At 57.1% G+C, this 14,744-nt stretch carries 15 protein-coding genes and 3 tRNA genes; 10 read left to right on the top strand and 8 right to left on the bottom strand.

The window, feature by feature from the left end; genetic code table 11:
• From BM029_RS24835 to BM029_RS24855, 5 genes are all read right to left on the bottom strand, one after another.
• Nucleotides 1–116: GTP-binding protein (locus BM029_RS24835; RefSeq protein WP_204317187.1), on the bottom strand; the 116-nt coding region annotated here is incomplete at its 3' end.
• Between the two features lie 193 nt (nucleotides 117–309).
• Nucleotides 310–384, bottom strand: a tRNA-Thr gene (locus BM029_RS24840).
• Nucleotides 385–456: 72 nt separating this feature from the next.
• Nucleotides 457–530, bottom strand: a tRNA-Gly gene (locus BM029_RS24845).
• Nucleotides 531–612: 82 nt separating this feature from the next.
• Nucleotides 613–698 (bottom strand) — tRNA-Tyr (locus BM029_RS24850).
• A 172-nt stretch (nucleotides 699–870) separates the two neighbouring features.
• The gene (locus BM029_RS24855; RefSeq protein WP_092440654.1) at nucleotides 871–1,947 is read right to left on the bottom strand and encodes a gamma-glutamyl-gamma-aminobutyrate hydrolase family protein; all 1,077 of its coding nucleotides are present in this window, start codon (nucleotides 1,945–1,947) and stop codon (nucleotides 871–873) included.
• 208 nt (nucleotides 1,948–2,155) lie between these two features.
• On the opposite strand from BM029_RS24855, the gene BM029_RS24860 reads away from it, so the two are divergent.
• The 3 genes from BM029_RS24860 to arsC are packed head-to-tail and all read left to right on the top strand — an operon-like array spanning nucleotide 2,156 to nucleotide 4,987.
• Nucleotides 2,156–2,779 carry a glutathione-regulated potassium-efflux system oxidoreductase KefF gene (locus BM029_RS24860; protein WP_092440656.1) on the top strand — a complete coding sequence of 208 codons (624 nt, stop codon included), beginning with the start codon at nucleotides 2,156–2,158 and terminating at the stop codon, nucleotides 2,777–2,779.
• Nucleotides 2,780–2,783: 4 nt separating this feature from the next.
• Nucleotides 2,784–4,634 carry a glutathione-regulated potassium-efflux system protein KefC gene (gene kefC / locus BM029_RS24865; protein ID WP_092440658.1) on the top strand — a complete coding sequence of 617 codons (1,851 nt, stop codon included), beginning with the start codon at nucleotides 2,784–2,786 and terminating at the stop codon, nucleotides 4,632–4,634.
• Nucleotides 4,631–4,987, top strand: coding sequence for an arsenate reductase (glutaredoxin) (gene arsC, locus BM029_RS24870; RefSeq protein ID WP_092440660.1), 357 nt, complete (start codon nucleotides 4,631–4,633; stop codon nucleotides 4,985–4,987). The genes kefC and arsC overlap by 4 nt, the downstream gene beginning before the upstream one ends.
• 81 nt (nucleotides 4,988–5,068) lie before the next feature.
• Here the strand turns inward: arsC and BM029_RS24875 are convergent, their stop codons facing one another.
• On the bottom strand, nucleotides 5,069–5,263 hold the full coding sequence (locus BM029_RS24875; protein WP_092440662.1) for a DUF2905 domain-containing protein: 195 nt from the start codon (nucleotides 5,261–5,263) through the stop codon (nucleotides 5,069–5,071).
• Nucleotides 5,264–5,285: 22 nt separating this feature from the next.
• Entirely contained in the window at nucleotides 5,286–6,482 is a 1,197-nt protein-coding gene (locus BM029_RS24880; protein WP_092440678.1) for a class I SAM-dependent methyltransferase, read from the bottom strand.
• A gap of 182 nt (nucleotides 6,483–6,664) precedes the next feature.
• Between BM029_RS24880 and BM029_RS24885 the strand changes: the two genes are divergently transcribed.
• The 6 genes from BM029_RS24885 to glmU all read left to right on the top strand — a co-directional run bounded on the left by BM029_RS24885 (nucleotide 6,665) and on the right by glmU (nucleotide 11,616).
• Nucleotides 6,665–7,447, top strand: coding sequence for an SDR family oxidoreductase (locus BM029_RS24885; protein WP_092440664.1), 783 nt, complete (start codon nucleotides 6,665–6,667; stop codon nucleotides 7,445–7,447).
• 7 nt (nucleotides 7,448–7,454) lie between these two features.
• On the top strand, nucleotides 7,455–7,853 hold the full coding sequence (locus BM029_RS24890; RefSeq protein WP_092416832.1) for a dihydroneopterin aldolase: 399 nt from the start codon (nucleotides 7,455–7,457) through the stop codon (nucleotides 7,851–7,853).
• Between the two features lie 54 nt (nucleotides 7,854–7,907).
• Complete coding sequence (ttcA, locus tag BM029_RS24895; protein ID WP_244545215.1) at nucleotides 7,908–8,864, top strand: tRNA 2-thiocytidine(32) synthetase TtcA; 957 nt, start codon at nucleotides 7,908–7,910, stop codon at nucleotides 8,862–8,864.
• A 135-nt stretch (nucleotides 8,865–8,999) separates the two neighbouring features.
• A complete protein-coding gene (locus BM029_RS24900) occupies nucleotides 9,000–9,332 on the top strand; it encodes a YegP family protein (RefSeq protein ID WP_092440668.1) in 333 nt (110 codons plus the stop codon).
• A gap of 130 nt (nucleotides 9,333–9,462) precedes the next feature.
• On the top strand, nucleotides 9,463–10,056 hold the full coding sequence (locus BM029_RS24905; protein WP_092440670.1) for a YXWGXW repeat-containing protein: 594 nt from the start codon (nucleotides 9,463–9,465) through the stop codon (nucleotides 10,054–10,056).
• Nucleotides 10,057–10,257: 201 nt separating this feature from the next.
• Nucleotides 10,258–11,616 carry a bifunctional UDP-N-acetylglucosamine diphosphorylase/glucosamine-1-phosphate N-acetyltransferase GlmU gene (gene glmU, locus BM029_RS24910; protein ID WP_092440672.1) on the top strand — a complete coding sequence of 453 codons (1,359 nt, stop codon included), beginning with the start codon at nucleotides 10,258–10,260 and terminating at the stop codon, nucleotides 11,614–11,616.
• An 83-nt stretch (nucleotides 11,617–11,699) separates the two neighbouring features.
• On the opposite strand, the gene BM029_RS24915 is transcribed toward glmU, so the two are convergent.
• On the bottom strand, nucleotides 11,700–12,164 hold the full coding sequence (locus BM029_RS24915) for an Lrp/AsnC family transcriptional regulator (protein ID WP_092440674.1): 465 nt from the start codon (nucleotides 12,162–12,164) through the stop codon (nucleotides 11,700–11,702).
• A gap of 162 nt (nucleotides 12,165–12,326) precedes the next feature.
• Between BM029_RS24915 and glmS the strand changes: the two genes are divergently transcribed.
• Nucleotides 12,327–14,144, top strand: coding sequence for a glutamine--fructose-6-phosphate transaminase (isomerizing) (gene glmS / locus BM029_RS24920; RefSeq protein ID WP_092440676.1), 1,818 nt, complete (start codon nucleotides 12,327–12,329; stop codon nucleotides 14,142–14,144).
• Nucleotides 14,145–14,744: the final 600 nt, after the last annotated feature.

Genomic DNA, 14,744 nt, shown 5'->3' on the forward strand with positions numbered 1-14,744 from the left:
TTCTTCGACAGTACTGTCGCGATCGCTGCTGTCAGCGTGGTCTTGCCGTGGTCAACGTGACCGATAGTACCAACGTTGACGTGCGGCTTGGTCCGTTCAAACTTGCCTTTTGCCATCTTAGACTCCTAAAGATTTTATGAGAATGTTCAGGCACGCGCCCGACCGTCTTACAGTTTGAAAACCCGAATCAGAAGCTCACGCATTAAATTCGAATCTATTGTGATACTTGATTGATACCTGAGTTGATACTTGATCTTTGAAGCTTCAGCTTCTACAGCGCCCAATGCGAGCACCGAAAACAACTAAATCTGGTGCCCTTGACGTGGATCGAACACGTGGCCTCTCCCTTACCAAGGGAGTGCTCTACCACTGAGCTACAAGGGCTATGCCGTATGCGCGCTTCATAACTACCAACACGCCCAACTTTATATTCTTACTAGTGCCTGCAAAATCTACTGGAGCGGGTGAAGGGAATCGAACCCTCGTCATAAGCTTGGAAGGCTTCAGCTCTACCATTGAGCTACACCCGCGAGATCACTTCAATTCAGCTCACTTCACTTCTACCGTCGCAGCAATTTCTTGCTTCTTCTTGCCTTTTACTTCTTCCCAAAATGGTGGAGAGGGCTGGATTCGAACCAGCGTACTCGTAAGAGGGCAGATTTACAGTCTGCTGCCATTAACCACTCGGCCACCTCTCCGCAGGGAACCCCAGATTATAGTAAAGCGCCCTTTAAGTGTCAACTACGGAAATTGATTTCTTCTAAAAATTTCTTAGTTTTTTTCAATTTCACCGTCGGATCGTCATCGGGGCCTGGCCGGAATCGTAAAAATCGGGGAAATATGCTTCACCGGCCAAGGCGCAAGATAATATCAGAAACGGGTCTCGCGTGCAGCTCTTAAAAAGCCATCGAGTATTGGCGTGCAATCCAGCAACTGCGGGCCGCCGGCGCGGTGGAATTCCGGATGCCACTGCAAACCCATGACAAATGCTGCCTTGCGGTAACGTATTGCCTCAACGATATTGTCGCTGCCGGAGATTGCCTCTACCGTCAGGTCGCGCCCCAGGTCGCGTACCGCCTGATGATGGATGGAATTGACCACCCATTCGTTTTGGTCGCCGCCATGGCTATTGAACAAGGTTGCCAAGGAGGAACCAGGCGGGAACTGGATCGCATGGTGCAGCCGGTCGTATTCATCGTTCACGTGCTTGATCGAGGTAGGGACATCGGTTGCGATGTCTTGGTACAACGTACCGCCGAAGGCAACATTGATCAGCTGGCAACCACGGCATATCCCCAGTACCGGCTTGCCCGCTTCGATGAATTCATGCAATAGCTCCAGCTCGTACATGTCGCGCACCCGGTCGCCACCCCATTCAGGGCGGGTGGCAGCTTGTGCATAACTTTGCGGCGAGACATCGGCGCCGCCCTGCAGCACCAGGCCATCCAGGTGCTTGGCGTAGTCGCGTAGCCGGATCGAGCTGGGATGGACCAGGCCGTTGGTGTTAACGGTGGGAATCATGAATACCAGTACATTGCGCGACATGACCCACTGCGCAATGGATTCCTCCAGATATTGCAGCGTCCGGCCGCGCAAGCCTTTGGCGCCCTCTTCCGGATGGAAAATCCGCGCCGAGATGCCGATCTTCAAGGTCCTTTGCATCATTCGGCGGCCAGCCTTGTCCGACAGCGCACGAAAACGCGCGGCGATCAGCTTCCAGGTCTGCGGCCACGGGGGACTGTCGTCACTGCCCGGGCCGGACGGCCTGAAGGCTGTAGTTGCGGCAGGCTGGGGGGCAGCGTGATGCGGGGGAGGTTCGGCCTTGACCGGCTCGGCAGCAGCTGGTTCAGGAGGAGTAACAGGCTTCGCTTCGACAGCGGCATCAGGTGCCGAAGCCGCGGCTGGGCGGGCAGGATCGTTTGATTGGGGATCTTTGGAGTCAGACATAGTTGTCAGAAATTGTCAGAAATAAATAAATTTGAGGAAGTGCTGCTAGCATGTCCGCTGCAAGCAAAAATAATGCCCTGGCGCCGGACCTGGTCCAAATCAGTTCGCCAAAGTATAGACTTGATTCCTGTGTGAGCCTTGTTTTCAACATCAGTTCATCCAGTGTTACGCATTTTTACTATTTAGCCGGCAACCACCATCGCTCGTCATGACTAAACCACCGCAAATTCTGATCTTGTACGCGCACCCCACGCCGCATCACTCGCGCGCCAACCGGCGAATGGCCGATGCGGCCGCCAAAGTGCCCAATGTACACGTGCACGATCTGTACGAGTTGTATCCGGATTTCCATATCCCGGTGCGGCGCGAGCAGGCGCTGGTGGCGCAAGCCGACCTGATCGTGTTTCAGCATCCGATCCAGTGGTACAGCATGCCGGCGCTGCTGAAGCAGTGGGTCGATTCCGTATTTACGCCTGGCTGGGCCTATGGTCCGGGCGGCGACGCCTTGCACGGCAAGGATTTCTGGCTGGTCGCCACCACCGGCGGCTCGGCTCGCTCGTATCAGACCGAGGGCCATAATCTGCTTCCGTTCTCGGCTTTCCTGCCGCCATACCAGCAAACTGCGCAGTTGTGCGGCATGCGCTGGTTGCCACCGCACCTGTTGTTTGGCGCGCACCAGGTCAACCAGAAGACCTTGGCAGCACACATCGAGGGTTATCGGAAACGCCTGGCGAATTACCCGGACTGGCCGGAGTTATTGGCAAGCACAACGCCCGCGGCGCCTGCCTCTTCCGCGAGCGTTATTGATCAACCTGCAGACCAACCCGGCTAGATCCATGGAACAGAACCTTTTATTCAATGCATTGATTTACCTGGCCGCGGCGGTCGCAGCAGTGCCGATAGCCAAACGCCTGGGCTTGGGTGCGGTGCTGGGTTATTTACTGGCCGGCATGGCCATCGGCCCCTGGGGCTTACGCCTGATCGACAATGTCGAAGACATCCTGCACTTCTCCGAATTCGGTGTAGTGCTGCTGCTGTTCATGATCGGCCTGGAGCTTGATCCCAAGCGCCTGTGGTCGCTACGGCGCTCTATTTTCGGCTGGGGCACAGCGCAGGTGGTGACGGTTTCGCTCGCGCTGTTCGGCGCCGCCGTGGCCGCCGGGGTCGACTGGAAAACCGCGCTGATCGCCGCGCTCGGCATGTCACTCTCGTCCACCGCCATCGCGCTGGCCACCATCAACGAGCGCAAGCTGAGCGCCACGTCCGCCGGCAAGGCCGGCTTTGCCATCTTGCTGTTCCAGGACATCGCTGCGATCCCGATGATCGCCATCGTGCCGGTGCTTGGGGTTGCTGCGGCCCACGGCAGCGGCGAAGGCTGGATCGGCGGCCTGAAGGTGGTGGCGGTGATCGCCACGCTGATCCTCGGCGGCCGTTATCTGATCCGGCCTCTGATGCGCATGATTGCCCGCACCGGATTGCGCGAAATATTCACCGCCTTCGCACTATTGCTGGTGATCGCCATCGGCCTGTTGATGGAATCGGTCGGCATGTCGATGGCCTTGGGCAGCTTCCTGGCAGGCGTGCTGCTAGCCGATTCGGAATATCGGCATGCACTGGAAACCGATCTGGAACCGTTCAAAGGCTTGCTGCTGGGACTGTTCTTCATAGCGGTCGGCATGTCGGTCGATTTCGGTCTGCTGCTGAGCCACCCGTGGCTGATCCTGGGCCTGGTGGCCGGTTTCCTGGCGATCAAACTGGCGGTGCTGTATCTGCTCAGTAAAGTATTCCAGATCGCCCGCGGCCAGCAATTCCTGTTTGCGGCGTTGCTTTCGCAAGGCGGCGAATTCGCTTTCGTGGTGTTCGGCGCGGCTGCCACCGCCCGCGTTTTTTCTCAAGAGACTTCGTCGATCCTGGTAGTGGTGGTGGCCCTGTCGATGGTGACCACGCCGCTGTTGCTAGTGCTGTATGACAAGGTGATCGCGCCGTATTTCCTGGCCACGCAGAAACGTCCCGACGACGCAATCGAAGACAATGAAAACCCGGTCATCATCGCCGGCTTCGGCCGCTTCGGCCAGATCATCGGCCGCCTGCTGCATGCCAACAAGATCGGCCTGACCGTGCTCGATCACGATCCAGACCAGATCGATCTGCTGCGTAAATTCGGCTTCAAGGTGTTCTATGGCGACGCCACCCGCATGGACCTGATGCGTGCCGCCGGCATCACCAAGGCGCGCCTGCTGGTAGTGGCGCTGGACGACATCGAAGGCAGCTTGAAGCTGGTGGCGGCGGTGCGGCGGGTAGTGCCCGATCTGCCGATCATCGCGCGGGCGCGCAACGTTTCGCATTACTTTGACTTGATGGACCTTGGCGTCACCGTGATTGAACGCGAAACCTTCGAGTCGGCCTTGCAGCTCGGACAGCAGGCGTTACGCAAGATGGGCTTCGGCGCCTACCGGGCGCGCCAGGCCGCGATGAAATTCCGCAATCACAACCTGCAAACCCTGCACGATATGTACCCGCACCAGAAGAACCAGAAAGAACTCGTCTCGATCGCCAAGAAAGCGCGCGAGGAACTGGAAGAAATGTTTGCGCACGACCGCATATTGCGCGAAGACATGCCCGCCAGCGGCTGGGATGATGAAATAATACCGACAGAGCAAACACCAACGTCACAGGAGCCGACATGATCACGATCTACCACAATCCGCGCTGTTCGAAGTCACGCGAAACACTGGCTCTTGCCGAGCAATACTGCAACGAGCATAAGATCGAACTGGAAGTCATCGATTACCAAAAAACGCCGCTGACCCTGGCGCAGCTGAAAATCCTGCATGGTCAGCTGGGAGGGCCGGTCAGCGCCATGGTGCGCGACAATGAGGCCGAGTATGCAGAACTCAACCTGGCCCAGGCCGATGATGCAGCGTTGCTGCAAGCGCTCGCCGCACATCCGAAACTGTTGCAGCGGCCTGTCGTGACTTACCGGGAACGGTCAGTGATCGCACGGCCGCCACAACTGTTCAACGAGCTGCTCGATACCTGAAGCAGCACGTAGGGTGGGCAAGTATTTTTGCCCACGCGTTTCAGCGTTACTTTGAGGTCCGCGTGGGCATATGTGCCCACCCTACAGCACCCGGACCAGCAGGAACAATACTGTCGACAGCAGGATGGTGGAAGCAAACGGCAAAGAGAATTTCTTGCCGAACAGGGTAAACCGCAAATCGCCGGGCAAGCGCCCGAGGCCGAGTTTTTCCAGCCAGGGCAACGCGCTGGAAAATACGATGACGGCGACAAAAATCACCAGCATCCACCGAATCATGTTGTGCTCATCATGTTATGCCTCAAAGGCGGTGACTGCGATCGTGGTTGGCAAAGCGCGTCGGCAACTCGGCATTGACGCCGATTGCCAGTACCTTGAACAACTCGCCCATCTCGGCCGGCGACACCAGTTTTTGCAGAGCATTAGCTTGCGGCAGATACGCCAGAGCATTCTCTGGCGGCGTGCGTAACAATAATTTGCCGATCCCGGCTTCCAGCAGGAAAGCGGCTTGACTGCTGTAGCCAAGCAAATCCAGCCCGGTATCGAGGGCGGCGACTGCCATCGCAGTGAAATCGACGTGCGCGGTAACGTCCTGCAAACCCGGTAAATAGAACGGATCTGGATGGGCGTGATGACGGTAGTGGCACATCAACGTGCCTTGATCGCGTTGCTGCAGATAATATTCTGCGGCGGGGAAACCATAGTCGAAGAACAAGGCGACGCTACCCTGCCCCGCCTTCAGCATCGCGCCCAGCGAGCGCATGAAACCGATCGCCACCGGATGCACTTCAGTCAGATGACCAACCGTCAGCGATTCCGCATCGGGAATTTGCGCGATCAACTCAGGCTCAGCCGGACGGTCAATGTAGATAAATTGACCATCACCGCCATCCGCACCGGCTTCACTCAGGCCGACTCCGCGTTGCAGCCAGCCTTCAGCGCCGCGCAGCACCAGTTCGACCGGCATCGCATCCAGCACTTCGTTGCCGATCACCACGCCGGAGAAAGACTCTGGCAAGCGATCCAGCCACTGCACTTGTGGAAATGCCTGTAATTTGAGCTGCTGACGCGCCCGCAACTCGGCCGATAATTCGACGATGTAATAAGCTTGTGGCAAAACAGCATCGCCAGCCAAGGCTGCCAGGCCGCTGGCGAGTTCGGTCAGGATGTCATAGGCTAGCTGGCCGCTGCCGGCGCCGAATTCCAGTATCTGCGGCTGCAGTGCAGGCGACGAAACCAGTAACTCTGTTGTCAAATGGGCCAAAGTTGCGCCAAAAAGCGGCGTAATCTCGGGCGCGGTTGTAAAATCACCCTCTTTGCCCAATTTTGCCGCGCCGCCGCTGTAATAACCGAGATCCGGCGCGTACAGCAGCAGTTCCATATAACGCGCGAATGAAATCCAGCCCTGTTGCAGGCGGATTTCAGTGGCGATCAGATTGTGTAACAGGCGCGATGCGCGCTGTGCTTCGACCGAAGCTTCGGGTAATTGCAGTTGCATGGCGCTATTGTAGAAGATAACGCCAGGCTGAAAGCAACCGAAGCCATTGAAACAGTGCAAATAAGTGCCTGGCCACACGCCTGGAATCCCGCTCAGCGATAATGATTAAATAACACTCGTGCATAAATTCGCACACCTGGATTTGCGAACATGAGTTTGCGTAAATGAATTTGCCTACACCTATGCCTACACCAGTTGCCCCAACCGTTGCCCTTGTCACCGACGCCGCCAGCCCGGTCGGCCGCGCCGTTGCGCTGGCGCTGGCGCAAAAGGGTTGGCATCTGGCATTGCATTATCAGGATGACAGCACGGCACCTGCGCTCTCGGCGTTGGTACAGGAATGCCAGGCGCTGGGCACGCGGGCCGTAGCCATCCAGTGCGGGTTGACAGCGGAAACTGACATAAACATGCTGTTGCCGCGCGTGATGCAGCAGTTCGGCAGCATCGGCTGCATCGTCAACAACGCCAGCCACATCGAACACGACGATCCCGCCAGTTTTTCCTCGGCAAGCCTGGAACGTCACATGCGGAGCAATCTTGCCGCCCCGATCCTGCTGGCGCAGGCGCTGTACGCCGCTACCCTCGAGAACGAAGGCGCGCAAGCGGTGGTGATCAATCTGCTGGATCAAAAGCTGTTCAATCCACAGCCGGATTTCCTGTCGTATACACTGTCAAAAGCAGCGCTGCACAGCGCCACTGCCTTGCTGGCGCAGGCTTACGCGCCGCAGTTGCGGGTGGCGGGAGTCGCTCCCTCATTGACAACATCACTGAGAACGCCACTGACAACAAACGGCCAGCAACCGAAGTTGCCAGCCACTTTAGAAGACATCGCGGCGACAGTTTGTTTTATCGCCTCCTCCTCCGCCATTACCGGCAGTACACTAGCAGTCGATGGCGGCCAACATTTGTATCCTGACCCACGGGACCAGGTTGCCGCTCACGGCAAACCATCCCATCCTCACTGAAAATACCATGCTCTCCGCACTCATCCATCCCGACCTTAGCGATTGCCGCCGCCTGTTCCTGCGCGACTACGAAGTGCAGATCAATATCGGCGTCTACGAATCCGAAAAACAAGGCACGCAGCGCGCGCTGATCAATGTCGACCTGTTTGTGCCCCTGGCTTTGTCTACGCCCACCAAAGATCATGTGGATGACGTGCTGGATTACAATTTCATGCGCAATACCGTGGCGAAGCGCATGGCGCAAGGCCATATCCATTTGCAGGAAACCCTCTGCGACGACCTCGCCAACGCCATGCTGCTGCATCCACGGGTGCGCGCGGTACGGGTATCCTCCGAGAAACCTGACGCCTATCCCGATTGCCACTCGGTCGGCGTCGAAGTGTTTCGGATCAAACCGAAAGCCTGAAACTGAATCACCTTGAGCGTCGCCATGAATGAGCTATTGAAACAGGAAGTCCTTATGCAAGACCCATTATCAGCACTCGCGCCAGTATCAGCCCCGGCCGACAGCGCCGTGAGCGCGCCCAGCCAGAAGAGCGTAGAGAAAATCGCGCACGAAAACAATAAATTGCACAAGCGCCTGTGCCGCCAGGTTGGCCAGGCGATCGGCGATTTCAACATGATCGAAGACGGCGACAAGGTGATGGTCTGCCTGTCCGGCGGCAAGGATAGTTACGCCCTGCTGGATATCCTGATGACCTTACGCGAACGGGCGCCGATCAATTTTGAGATCGTCGCGGTGAACCTGGATCAGAAACAGCCGAACTTCCCCGACCATATCCTGCCGGCTTACCTGGACAAACTGGGCGTTGCCTACCATATCGAAAACCAGGATACCTACAGCATCGTCAAGCGCCTGATCCCGGAAGGCAAGACCACCTGCTCGCTGTGCTCGCGCCTGCGGCGCGGCATCTTGTACCGGGTCGCCACCGAACTGGGCGCCACCAAAGTCGCGCTCGGCCATCATCGCGACGACATCATGGAAACCTTCTTCCTGAACATGTTCTTCGGCGGCAAACTGAAGAGCATGCCGGCCAAACTGCAATCGGACGATGGCAAGCAAATCGTGATCCGGCCGCTGGCTTACGTCAAAGAAGCCGACCTGACCCGCTATGCCGAGGTCAAGCAGTTCCCCATCATTCCTTGCGATTTGTGCGGCAGCCAGGAAAACCTGCAGCGCAAGCAGATCAAAGGCATGTTGCGCGATTGGGAAAAGAAATTCCCGGGTCGGGTGGAAAACATCTTCTCCTCGCTGTCGACTGTCGCGCCATCGCACCTGATGGATCGCAACCTGTTCGGCTTCACCGAACTGAAAGCGAACGGGATTGCCGACCCCAACGGCGACATCGCCTTTGACGACGATCCTTGTTCGCCCCCCGCAATGGCCAGCATCATCCCGTTACGGTCCATGGATTAATTTGCCCGATCCCCGTATCGGAATCCCGGCCGGACTATATAATCAAAGCGGACCAGCAGCGATCAAGTGCAATCTGCTGCAAACACAGAGCGATTTGCGCCGTTGCATGGTCGGCAACTTATCAGGAGAAGTTCAATGGCAGGGTCCTATGTTCTCAAGAAGTCAGTGGATGGACAGTACTATTTCCTGCTCTACTCTAGCAACGGCGAAGTGGTCCTGAATAGTGAAATGTATGTTGCCAAGGCATCCGCCGAAAACGGCATCGCCTCGGTCCAGAACAACAGCACCCAAGACGACCGTTATAGCCGCAACCAGGCTTCCAACGGCAAATTCTATTTCAACCTGAAAGCAGCGAATCACCAGGTCATCGGCAGCAGCCAGATGTACACCACCACCAGCGCGCGCGACGCCGGCATCGATGCGGTAAAGAAGAACGGCCCCAGCACCGACGTCAAAGACGAAGCCTGAGCAGTCAAGACAGTCGGCGCAGACGATCGGGACGAACGTCAGCGCCGACAATTTGCAAGTATTTGTAAGCCCTGTATTCATTCCTCGCGGCAAACCGTTTAACACCCAGGATCTTTTTCTGGAGACATAAATGAACCGCCGCCGTTTTCAACGTTATCTCGTATTGTCAGCTGTAGCAGCGGCCACCGTGTCGCTTGCCGGTTGTGTAGTAGAACCGCCCCGCACCCGTGTCGAGTACCGCGAAGCCAAAGTAGTGCAGGCGCCGCCGGCGCCGCTGGTGGAAGTGGTGCCGCCGGCTCCCTATCCGGATTCTTACTGGATCGCGGGCCATTGGAAGTGGGAGAACAACCGCTACGTCTGGAATAACGGCCATTGGGAACAAGCGCGGCAAAACATGGTTTACCGCCACGCCTACTGGAACAACGAAGGCGGCCAGTGGGTATTCCATGGCGGCGCCTGGGTAGCGATCAATAACAGTTACAACAGCGCGCCACCGGTCGTGATCAACGTCGCGCCGCCGGCGCCGCGGATCGAAGTCATGACACCGGCTCCCAGCCCTAACCATGTCTGGATCGACGGCTACTGGCGCTGGAACAACGGCCGCCACGACTGGGTCAACGGTCATTGGGAAGCGCGCCGCGACGGTTATTTCTGGGCGCCGGGGCATTGGGTCCGTAATGGCAACAGCTGGACGTTCTCGGGCGGTTTCTGGCAACGGTATTAATTTTCGCCCGACCTGCGTCGTAAGCCGAATTCGCCTCAATGCCGTACAAGCGGCTTTGGGGCAATTTCTTTTCTAGCCGTTAAACGGCCACGCCGACGCAATCGTGCGACGCAATCGTGTTGTCACCTATACGGTACAGATGCTGATTTTGCAGCTACCGCGCATGATAAAATTTGCCACCTATTCTTTCTCCTATCTACTATGAACGTTGTCATTCTTGCTGCCGGTATGGGCAAGCGCATGCAGTCCGCGCTGCCAAAAGTGTTGCACCCGCTGGCGGGCAAACCGCTGCTGTCACATGTGATCAGCGCGGCACGTGCCTTGTCTCCCACCACCTTGTGCGTCATCTACGGCCATGGCGGCGATGCTGTGCCGCGCTCGCTGGCAGCTGCAGACCTGGTGTTCGCCAAACAAGAGCCGCAACTCGGTACCGGACATGCGGTGGCGCAAGCCGCTTCGCATCTGGACGACGCGGTGCCTACCCTGGTGCTCTATGGCGACGTGCCTCTGATTACCAGCAGCACGCTGCAACGGCTGATCGACAGCGCAGGCAACGACAAACTGGCGGTCCTGACGGTAGACCTGCCGGACCCTACCGGTTACGGCCGCATCGTCCGTGAACACGACAAGATCGTCAGTATCGTCGAGCAAAAGGACGCCTCGCCGGAGCAGCGCGCAATCCGGGAATGCAACACCGGAATCATGGTGGCGCCGACGGTGCAGCTCAAAAAATGGCTGGCGGGCCTGTCCAACAACAATGCTCAAGGCGAATACTATTTGACCGATATCGTCGCCAGCGCCGTCGCTGACGGCACGCCGGTTGTATCGGCCCAGCCAGCCGCCATAGCGGAAACCCTGGGCGTCAACAGCAAGGTACAACTGGCCGAACTGGAACGCATCCATCAACGCAGCGTCGCCGAACGCTTGCTGGAACAAGGCGTCACCCTGCTCGACCCGGCGCGCCTGGATGTGCGCGGCACGCTGAATTGCGGGCGCGATGTCAGCATCGATATCGGCTGCATTTTCGAAGGTGAAGTCAGCATCGAAGACGGCGCAGTCATCGGCGCCCATTGCGTCATCAAGAATGCCCGCATCGGCCGCGACGCCAACATCAAACCGTTCTGCCACATTGAAGATGCGGTGGTCGGCGCGGCTTCCCAGATCGGGCCTTATGCACGCTTGCGGCCCGGCACCGAACTCGGTGAAGACGTCCATATCGGCAATTTCGTCGAAGTCAAAAACAGCCAGGTCGCCGCGCACAGCAAAGCCAATCACCTGGCCTATGTCGGCGATGCCACAGTGGGGTCGCGCGTGAATATCGGCGCCGGCACCATCACCTGCAACTACGACGGCGCCAACAAATTCCGCACCATCATCGAAGACGACGCATTCATCGGCAGCGATAGCCAGCTGGTGGCGCCGGTACGTGTGGGGAAAGGCGCTACCCTGGGCGCAGGCACCACACTGACGAAGGATGCGCCGGAAGGCAAACTGACCGTCTCGCGCGCACGCCAAATCACGATCGACGGCTGGCAGCGGCCGGTGAAGATCAAGAAATAGAAATAGAAGCAGAAATAGAAGCAGAAATAGAAGCAAAAACAGAAATAGATGGAATGAACGCCGGTTACGACCGGCGTTTCCTTTTATACGGCTAACCGTGTATCGAACTTACTGCGGTAGATCGAAAAATACGTTCGCACGTTACGCACATTCTTTTGCGCGGCAAACAACTGGTGCGCCAGCGCGTGGTACGCCGCCATATCCGCCACTTGCACCACCAGCACGAAGTCCGGCCCCGGCGATACCCGGTAACATTGCAGCAGCATCGGCTCATTCGCCACCAGCGCTTCAAACTCCTCCAAACGTTCAGCTGCCTGGTTATCGAGCGTGACTTCAACAATCGCCGTCAGGCCGGCGCCGACCTTGTCGGGCGCCACAATCGCCACTTGCCGCAAGATGATGCCGGCATCGGTCAGGCGTTTGACGCGCCGCAGGCAGGTCGGCGCCGACGCGTGCACCTGTTGCGCCAGCTGATGGTTGGTTTGCGCTGCATCTAGCTGCAATGCATTCAAAATCCGCTTATCCAGCTCGTCCAGAATAATATCCATACGGAAATATGCAATTTATTGAATAAATTAAAGTATAAATGAAATAATATTCCACATGATTTGTACCGTGAAATATTAAGTCAAATACGAATGGATTTAGTAATCATATTTCATAAGTGTTGACCTAAGATACACCCATTCACCTAATCAACGAGGAAAGCCATGTGCGGTATCGTCGCAGCAGTTGCCCAGATTAATGTCACACCCATCCTGCTGGAGGGATTAAAACGACTCGAATACCGCGGTTACGACTCATGCGGCGTAGCCTTGCACATAGATGGAAAATTGCAGCGTTCGCGCAGCACTTCGCGCGTAGCAGACCTGGAAGCACAAGTCGAAAAAGCCCATTTGTCGGGCTTCACGGGAATTGCACATACCCGCTGGGCCACCCACGGCGCACCGGCGACTCACAATGCCCATCCGCATTTTTCGCGCGACCACATCGCCCTGGTCCATAACGGCATTATCGAAAACCACGATGAACTGCGGGCTGAACTGCAAGCCGCCGGTTACCACTTCGAAAGCCAGACCGACACCGAGGTAATCGCCCATCTGATCGACCACATGTATAGCGGCGACCTGTTCGCCACCGTGCAGCAAGCCGTGCGACGCCTGACCGGCGCCTATGCGATTGCCGTGTTCTGCGTGGACGAACCGCACCGCGTGGTCGCCGCGCGCCAGGGTTCGCCATTGATCGTCGGCATTGGTGAAGGCCAGAATTTCGTCGCCTCGGACGCCATGGCGCTGGCCGGCACCACCGACCAGATCATCTATCTGGAAGAAGGCGACGTGGTCGACCTGCAATTGCAGCGCGTCTGGATCGTCGACGCCGCCGGCAAAGCGGTCGAGCGCGAGGTCAAGACCGTACATGCCTACACCAGCGCAGTCGAACTGGGGCCGTATCAGCATTACATGCAGAAAGAAATTTTCGAACAACCGCGTGCAATTGCCAACACCCTCGAAGGCGTCACCGGCATCATGCCGGAACTGTTCGGCGACGGCGCCTTCAACGTCTTCAAGCAAATCGATTCAGTCCTGATCCTGGCATGCGGCACCAGCTACTACGCTGGCCTGACTGCCAAATACTGGATCGAATCGGTCGCAAAAATACCGGTCAACGTCGAGATCGCCAGCGAATACCGTTACCGCGACAGCGTGCCGAATCCAAAATCGCTGGTGGTCACCATCACGCAAAGCGGTGAAACCGCCGACACGCTGGCCGCGCTCAAACATGCCCGGGCACTAGGCATGCAACATACACTCACCGTCTGCAACGTCGCCACCAGCGCCATGGTGCGCGAATGTGCGCTGGCTTACATCACCCGCGCCGGCGTTGAAGTCGGCGTCGCCTCGACCAAGGCCTTCAGCACCCAGTTGGTCGCGCTATTCTTGCTAACGCTGGCACTTGCGCAAAGCAAAGGCCGACTCAGCGACGAAGAAGAAGCCGCCCACCTGAAAGCCATGCGCCACCTGCCCGCGGCACTGCAAAGCGTGCTGGCGCTGGAACCGCATATCGTCGCCTGGGCCGAAGCCTTCGCCCGCAAGGAAAACGCATTATTCCTCGGCCGCGGCATTCACTACCCGATTGCGTTGGAAGGCGCACTGAAGCTCAAGGAAATCACGTATATCCACGCGGAAGCTTACGCCGCTGGTGAACTGAAGCACGGTCCGCTGGCGCTGGTTACTGAAGAAATGCCGGTGGTGACTGTCGCGCCGAACGATGCGTTGATTGAAAAATTGAAATCGAACATGCAGGAAGTCCGTGCGCGCGGTGGTCAGCTTTATGTGTTTGCCGACGCTGATTCGCAAATCAAATCGAGCGACGGGGTGCACGTGATCCGGTTGCCGGAGAACTATGGTTTGCTGTCGCCGATTCTGCATGTGGTGCCGTTGCAGTTGCTGGCTTATCACACGGCGCTGGCGCGGGGGACGGATGTGGATAAGCCTCGGAATTTGGCTAAGTCTGTGACTGTCGAATAGAGTTGAGGCATTGGCAATCCACCTATTGGTCCTTCAGAACAAAGATGCTAACTGGCCAATAAAGTTGCTAACTAGGCGCCGACTCGTAGAATAAAGATGCTAACTACGACGGCGCTATTCCTTACAATTAAAGTCGAAAACAAACGATCGGCACTACCAACCGAAACAATAATGTCTGTTGCACGAGTATTAATCCGCAGGTCCCTGGCTCGAGTCTAGTCGAGGAGCCAGAATACATAAGGGACAGCTACATGCTGTAATGCCGTTCAGTTAAGCAGGTTTTCGTAGAACGCGAGTAGCATAGCGCTGTGGTTTTGCCTTAACGGCCCGGTCGAATTTTCGATCGGGCCGTTCGTCATTGAGAAGGCTAACGAGCCTTTCACGGAGATGCTTCATCGAAGCGGGCAGCTTGCCGTAGGACCTGGTGACGGCGGCCCAGTGAAGCTCGAACTGGATCAAATGAAAGGCGCGGATGAAGCTTACTTTACTTGCGTGGGTTCACATTTGACCACCAATGCTGCCTTGGCAATCTCCAGGCGAATCATGTTGTAGGCGATCAGGGTGCCCCATATTTCCTGATATACGCCGTCCACGGTTTTT

Source organism: Collimonas sp. OK607 (genome assembly GCF_900111995.1).
Taxonomy (GTDB): domain Bacteria; phylum Pseudomonadota; class Gammaproteobacteria; order Burkholderiales; family Burkholderiaceae_D; genus Collimonas.